Source organism: Staphylococcus sp. FW104-15G4D, from assembly GCF_058790135.1.
Genome location: NZ_JBYTCH010000009.1, coordinates 1 through 6871, shown reverse-complemented (window position 1 = coordinate 6871; position 6871 = coordinate 1). Strand labels below are relative to the sequence as shown.

8 protein-coding genes and 1 pseudogene are annotated in these 6871 nt (G+C 30.0%); 2 read left to right on the top strand and 7 right to left on the bottom strand.

Annotated elements, in window-relative coordinates; translation table 11 throughout:
- Positions 1 to 104: 104 nt before the first annotated feature.
- Positions 105 to 380: pseudogene (locus AC3WQX_RS11840) on the top strand (RepB family plasmid replication initiator protein); the annotation flags it as partial.
- Positions 381 to 504: 124 nt separating this feature from the next.
- On the opposite strand, the gene AC3WQX_RS11835 reads toward AC3WQX_RS11840, so the two are convergent.
- The 4 genes from AC3WQX_RS11835 to AC3WQX_RS11820 form a co-directional block, all read right to left on the bottom strand.
- Positions 505 to 600, bottom strand: coding sequence for a type I toxin-antitoxin system Fst family toxin (locus AC3WQX_RS11835; RefSeq protein ID WP_121909937.1), 96 nt, complete (start codon positions 598 to 600; stop codon positions 505 to 507).
- Between the two features lie 522 nt (positions 601 to 1122).
- On the bottom strand, positions 1123 to 1566 hold the full coding sequence (locus AC3WQX_RS11830; RefSeq protein ID WP_001836860.1) for an MFS transporter: 444 nt from the start codon (positions 1564 to 1566) through the stop codon (positions 1123 to 1125).
- A 55-nt stretch (positions 1567 to 1621) separates the two neighbouring features.
- Positions 1622 to 2035, bottom strand: a complete 414-nt coding sequence (locus AC3WQX_RS11825; protein WP_001836859.1) for a universal stress protein — start codon at positions 2033 to 2035, stop codon at positions 1622 to 1624.
- 13 nt (positions 2036 to 2048) lie between these two features.
- Positions 2049 to 3500 carry a SulP family inorganic anion transporter gene (locus AC3WQX_RS11820; protein WP_492740311.1) on the bottom strand — a complete coding sequence of 484 codons (1452 nt, stop codon included), beginning with the start codon at positions 3498 to 3500 and terminating at the stop codon, positions 2049 to 2051.
- Positions 3501 to 3613: 113 nt separating this feature from the next.
- Between AC3WQX_RS11820 and AC3WQX_RS11815 the strand changes: the two genes are divergently transcribed.
- Complete coding sequence (locus tag AC3WQX_RS11815) at positions 3614 to 4156, top strand: recombinase family protein (RefSeq protein ID WP_001836856.1); 543 nt, start codon at positions 3614 to 3616, stop codon at positions 4154 to 4156.
- A gap of 92 nt (positions 4157 to 4248) precedes the next feature.
- Here AC3WQX_RS11815 and AC3WQX_RS11810 read toward each other — a convergent pair whose 3' ends face one another.
- The 3 genes from AC3WQX_RS11810 to AC3WQX_RS11800 form a co-directional block, all read right to left on the bottom strand.
- Positions 4249 to 4923, bottom strand: coding sequence for an IS6-like element IS257 family transposase (locus AC3WQX_RS11810; RefSeq protein ID WP_145350352.1), 675 nt, complete (start codon positions 4921 to 4923; stop codon positions 4249 to 4251).
- A 186-nt stretch (positions 4924 to 5109) separates the two neighbouring features.
- Positions 5110 to 5205, bottom strand: a complete 96-nt coding sequence (locus AC3WQX_RS11805) for a type I toxin-antitoxin system Fst family toxin (protein ID WP_000889979.1) — start codon at positions 5203 to 5205, stop codon at positions 5110 to 5112.
- 211 nt (positions 5206 to 5416) lie between these two features.
- Complete coding sequence (locus AC3WQX_RS11800; RefSeq protein ID WP_002437057.1) at positions 5417 to 6190, bottom strand: hypothetical protein; 774 nt, start codon at positions 6188 to 6190, stop codon at positions 5417 to 5419.
- Between the last annotated feature and the right edge of the window lie 681 nt (positions 6191 to 6871).

Here is a 6871-nt window from a genome sequence, read left to right as displayed (position 1 = left end):
TACAGTGATAACATCCTTGTTAAATTGTTTATATCTGAAATAGTTCATACAGAAGACTCCTTTTTGTTAAAATTATACTATAAATTCAACTTTGCAACAGAACCTTCAATAATCTACATATCAATAAAATTAAAGCGAAAAAAGGACGTAAAATAGAATGGTTAGAGTTTACGTTTGACGCTGAGAAACGCATTCACAATAAACGTCAACCACAAATGGCGAATATAGGTAAGTCACGACAATATATCAGTCGTGAAAAAACGCCCAAATGGTTAGAAGAACACACATATGAAAAACAAACAAAAAATGAGTATGATCCACAATTAGAGAAAGACCGAGAGAAATTTTTGAAACAGCTTGAAGTCGATTGGAAAGAATAAGAGATTGTTTTACAAAAAGCATAAGAAAGGATATACTGAAATTAACAAATATTGCTAACATTTACTCACCAAACCCCAGCCTATTGCCGTAGGCTGGGGTTTTTTAGGTGTTGGCTCCATCGTCTTATTTTTTATTACGCTGTTCGAGCCAATGTTTAAACAACGCAACGCAGCACTCTATAAAAATAGATACTGTTATATAAACAAATATTGCTAACATTTCATCGCACCCCCTCTCTACGTCAAATTGACGTCTGAGGATAAGACGACTTTCTATAATATACCATGTGAGATATGTGATATACATTGCATAAAAATAAAAAATGCGTCTTTATGAAAATCCATGAAAATGCGTGGTTAAGGTAATGTATAAAAGATGTATAACCTATAATCTAAACACAAAGGCACGAACGCTGTTGTAACGGCGTTCGTGCTTTTTACATTAGTTAACATAATAAAGTGTTATAGGTAGTAGATTTGTATAACATATCCATTCTTATAAAGAGGTTTATCTATATATTGTTATACTAAAATATGATTAGTATTGGTTAATAACCATATCTGTATAGTCTTCTTCTTTTATTATTCGAATTTGATTATTACTCGATTCATGCTCTACTCCCCATACTTTCGACCGTTTAAAAATCAACAAATCACAAAAAACCAATAATATTAGAATACATATTCCTTTGCAAAACTTCATAACATCTCCCCTTAAATACCATTCTTTCTACGGTATATTTTAATAATTTTTAACTGGCTTTTTAGCCAATAATGCACAAACTAAACCAATAATGGGGAAAATAATCATCATATAAATAGTTAATGAATAGGATTGGAAAATATCATGACCTAGGCCTAATGGTAATGGTCCTAAAGAGGAACCAATCACTAGCATAGTTGATCCAATTCCATTTATACTCCCTACATGCTTACGTCCAAAGTAGTTAGCCCAAACAATATTGGTTCCAATTCTTTCTAGACCGTTCGCAATTCCCCATATGATTCCAAATAGAATAGCTAAAGAATATATTGAGGAAACTTCTGTACGGCTCCATCCAAATGTTTGAATATATTCATCAATAAATGCTGCGTTTGAATAAGTTTGGCCAGGGCCAGAGAAGAAAACTGTCAAACCAGCAATAAATACAATAACCCAACCATAATAGAAATTTTTGGTTTTCATCTAATATTCACCTCTAAAATAAAACTCAATCCTTTCACGGATTGAGTTAGACAGACTATTTTACAATAACAACGGGAATTTCTGAACGTTTTGCTACTTTGTGACTGACGCTACCTAACACCATTTCTTGCAAACTATTTAATCCACGTGTTCCCAAAACAATAGCCTGAAATTCTCCACTATTTGCAACTGAAACAACTGTGTCCGCAGGAACACCATGTGCAATTTTCATTTCATATTTCACATTATGCTCTACAAATAACTCAGTGATATGAGAGAGTTTGTCTTCTCTTTCATTCGTCAAACTGGAACTTTGTTTACCATGTAAAACATCTGTTTTCGACTCCTCAACATCTACAACTGTAAGAATAGTAACAACAGTATTATCATCTATAAAATTTAAAACTTCTTTTGCTGAACGCAAACTATTTTCTGACCCATCTGCTGCTAATAAAATTGATTTATACATAAATAACGCTCCTTTAATTTAAATGATTTTCATTTAGTTGGCTTAACTCTGAAACAATTTTACGACTATCTGAATTTAATTTTTCTACACGAACAATATTATTTTTTTCTTCGAATTTTCGTACTATCGTGTCAATTGCATCGACTGCAGAATCATCCCATAAGTGTGCATTATTGAAGTTTAATTCTATGGTACTATTTTTAATATCGAAGTTAATTTGATCCATCATAGAGTCAATAGAAACAAAGAAGATTTGTCCTTTAAAAGATAATCGATTTATTTTACCGAATTCTTCAGAAATTACTTCTACTTTTGAAATTTTAGTAGCAAAGAATAAAGCGCTGAAAACGACCCCTGCAACAACACCTATAGCTAAGTTATGAGTCATTAAAACGATAATCATCGTAATGAGCATAACAACTGCATCTGTTTTCGGTGCTTTTTTAATATATTTAAAAGAATTCCAATCAAATGTACCAACAGAAACCATAACCATAATACCTGCTAAAATTGGCATTGGAACCTGCACTACGAGTCCTCCAAGTACAATAATCATAAATATAAGTACGATACCGGCTGTAAATGTAGACAATCTACTGTTTGCTCCTGATTTAACATTGATGACCGATTGACCAATCATGGCACAACCACCCATACCACCAAATAAACCAGTAATAATATTAGCAATCCCTTGACCTCTTGATTCTTTGTTTTTACTACTGTGTGTATCAGTTGCATCATCTACAATTTTAGCTGTAAGTAGGCTTTCTACTAGACCCACAATAGCCATTGATAATGAATATGGGAAAATAATTTGAAGTGTTTCTAAATTAAAAGGAATGTTAGGGATTAAGAAATGAGGCAAAGTTTGCTTAATATTACCTAAATCACCTACAGTTCTTACGTCAGATCCTGTATACATATACAATGCTGTTAAAACAATTATAGCTATTAATGGGGCAGGTATAGCTTTAAAAAATCTTGGAATTATATATACAATGAGTAACGTGATAATTACATATATATATGTTGAAATTGATATTCCAAAGATATGTTCTATTTGAGACATAAAAATCATTATTCCTAGGGCATTTACAAACCCAATCATGACGGAATGAGGTATAAATTTCATTAGACGACCAACTTTAAGTAGTCCTAAAATTAATTGGATTAACCCCATTAGTATAGTAGCAGCTAGAAGATACTCTACACCGTAATCTTTCACAAGTGGAACAATTAATAAGGCAATAGCCCCTGTTGCACCTGATATCATTGCTGGTCTGCCACCTACAATAGCAGTAACCACAGCAATAATGAACGAAGCATATAAACCAACCATTGGATCTACACCTGCAATAATTGAAAATGCAATAGCTTCAGGGATTAAAGCTAAAGCAACTACAATACCGGCAAGTATATTTTTTCCTGGCTGGTTAAGCCATTCATTTTTTAATTTTTCAACCATAACTTACTCTCCTTTTTATTTAATTATATTGTAAAGTATAACAGAAAAGTTTCATATGTATACCCGTTAATGAAACTTTATGTTACACTTCACCTACAGGGTGGTGCAATTAAATGAAATACGGTTATATTAGACCCGTTACAATAAACGACAATTTAAATGAACAAAAAAAGAAAATAGAAAATCATACAAATGAAATTGTTGAAGAAATTCATGCTAATAATAAGAAGAGGAATATATTAGATGTTCTTTTAAATGAAAAATTAGTTTCTGGAGATATGTTATACGTTACGGATTTATGTATTCTTGCAGATTCTACGAAACATTTAGTAGATATATTAGATTATCTTTCTCAGGAGGATATATCTTTATATGTTATTAATTTAAATCGTTATATTTATAAAGACATCAAAGGTGAATTTATAGAAATATTACATGATATCACAGACTTCCAAAGTGACATTGTCAAATTTAGAACTCGTTTAGGTTTAGAAAATTATGCAAAAGAAGGAAAAAACTTAGGAAGACCCAAAAGAAACGACAAAAATCTTAGTGATGCTATTGAAATGTATATGAGTAAAAAATACACTTTAAATGAGATAAAAGAACAGACAAATATAAGTAGAGCAACTTTGTATCGTCATCTAGATAAATAAGAGGTGATGAACGTTGTTAAAACAAGATTTAATGGGTTATGTTGCAAAGTAAAAAATATAGCTAACCACTAATTTATCATGTCAGTGTTCGCTTAACTTGCTAGCATGATGCTAATTTCGTGGCATGGCGAAAATCCGTAGATCTGAAGAGACCTGCGGTTCTTTTTATATAGAGCGTAAATACATTCAATACCTTTTAAAGTATTCTTTGCCGTATTGATACTTTGATATCTTGTCTTTCTTACTTTAATATGACGGTGATCTTGCTCAATGAGGTTATTCAGATATTTCGATGTACAATGACAGTCAGGTTTAAGTTTAAAAGCTTTAATTACTTTAGCCATTGCTACCTTCGTTGAAGGTGCCTGATCTGTAACTACCTTTTGAGGTTTACCAAATTGTTTAATGAGACGTTTGATAAACGCATATGCTGAATGATTATCTCGTTGCTTACGCAACCAAATATCTAATGTATGTCCCTCTGCATCAATGGCACGATATAAATAGCTCCATTTTCCTTTTATTTTGATGTACGTCTCATCAATACGCCATTTGTAATAAGCTTTTTTATGCTTTTTCTTCCAAATTTGATATAAAATTGGGGCATATTCTTGAACCCAACGGTAGACCGTTGAATGATGAACGTTTACACCACGTTCCCTTAATATTTCAGATATATCACGATAACTCAATGCATATCTTAGATAGTAGCCAACGGCTACAATGATAACATCCTTGTTAAATTGTTTATATCTGAAATAGTTCATACAGAAGACTCCTTTTTGTTAAAATTATACTATAAATTCAACTTTGCAACAGAACCAAAAGAAGTGATTTTTGCATTCCTCTATTAACCAGTGTTATAATATGATTAACAAGAATTCTAGCGTGAATACACCAATCCCCTCACTACGGCAATAGTGAGGGGATTTTTTAGGTGTGGCTATAGTCGCCTATTTATCGTTGCGATTACGTAGCCAATGCGTAAATAACGCAACAATACAACCACTGATGACTGTGGTCGTGATGTGAACAAGAATTTCTAGCATGAATAACACCTCCTCTCTGCGTCTAAATTGACGCCTGAGAGATAGGCGACCTGTATATTATATCATCTCTGAATATGCGATAATAGTTAACTTCCGATAAGTGAACTTATGTTACTAAAGGAAATTTATTTCTACATGGTATCAAGACAAGAAGAACATCCTTTAAAAAATCAATTAATTTGTTGTCATACGTTTTATTTTATAACCATTTTCAACTTTTGTGAGATGTTTTATTAATATTATTTTTTAAGCATCTTAATATAAGTAATTTTGCTTTCGTATTTTCTTTTACTATTGTTTTTATAATCATTGAACATATACCAATACTAAAAAAGTAATATATATCATGAATAATTACAATTATCATTGAAGATACAAAATTAATCTCAAGCCTTGCATGCATTAAAATTGTTATAACTATTGTCAAAATCGTCATAATCAATAATAATATTTTCTTCTTAATATGCTTCCTTGAAAATATTAACCTTTTATAAAAGAGCTTATTAATAATTACTGCCACTTCCTCATACTTATACCCTTCTTGATTATAATATTTGTAACGTATACCTTTATATAGATCTCCTAAAAAATAATCTATGACATTTCCATAAAATTGATTTTCAATATCTGTAATACTATCTAATTTAATCATGTCGTCATAGTATTTTCTATTGAAACTTCTTTTAATATAAATTCTATTTCCCTTATCTATAAATGCAATAAAGAAATTCATTAATTCCTTTATTAATAAAACACATACTAAGAAAAAAACTAATAAAAATCCAAAAGTAATTATTACAAAAAAGAGCAATACACTTTTATTTGTAAAATTTGATAATAATACATAATCTTCATAAAAAGGAATAGTAAATATAACTATAAGGATACATAGATTGAAAAATAAGATAGAAAAATAATCAATTTTCTTTTCAAAATCAATGAATTTAAATATTGTTTTCAATGACTGTATAATAATTGCTATCATTTATTCTCTCATCCAATCTTTTTTGTTAATTAAAATTATTATAAATAATTGAGTCAAACTTTGTGATTTTTTGATAAGCTATATCTACTTTCAATATTCCATTTTCATTTTTAAAGCGTTGTAGTTATTCTGGTTTACATAATAGCACCAGCCATCAGTGACTGTGCTACTATTTATTATACTTATTATCTCAGTAAACATAAAAAATAATAAAATAGATAACTTTATAAGTCGGCCGCATATCCTCTCACTATTCTATAATTATAAATTATACATAATTAAGTATGATTTTCGTTCATCTTTTACAGTTTCTTTATATGAAATTCTCCTCAAGTAATGTTAATTAGATAGTTTTACAGCAGTAAAACATAGCTAATTATCAATTTAGAATGTCAGTATAGTGTGAACTCTTAAACTATCTATTTGATAATTTTAGTTTTGGTATTGTTAAAAGTTCGACAATTATTAAGTCTACTTAGTGAGCATAATTAAGTCGAATTATTATTTTTAAAAAGCGCGTATTGGTCACTTGTATGATTTATCATACTGCTTATAAAGTATAAATAAATGAAAAATGTCTTACTCATATTTGATAAATTCTTGGGATATTTTTTATATTAAACACTTACATTTTTGCTATAAAAATATTTTTGTACTCATCACTTTTTGAATAAAGTATCT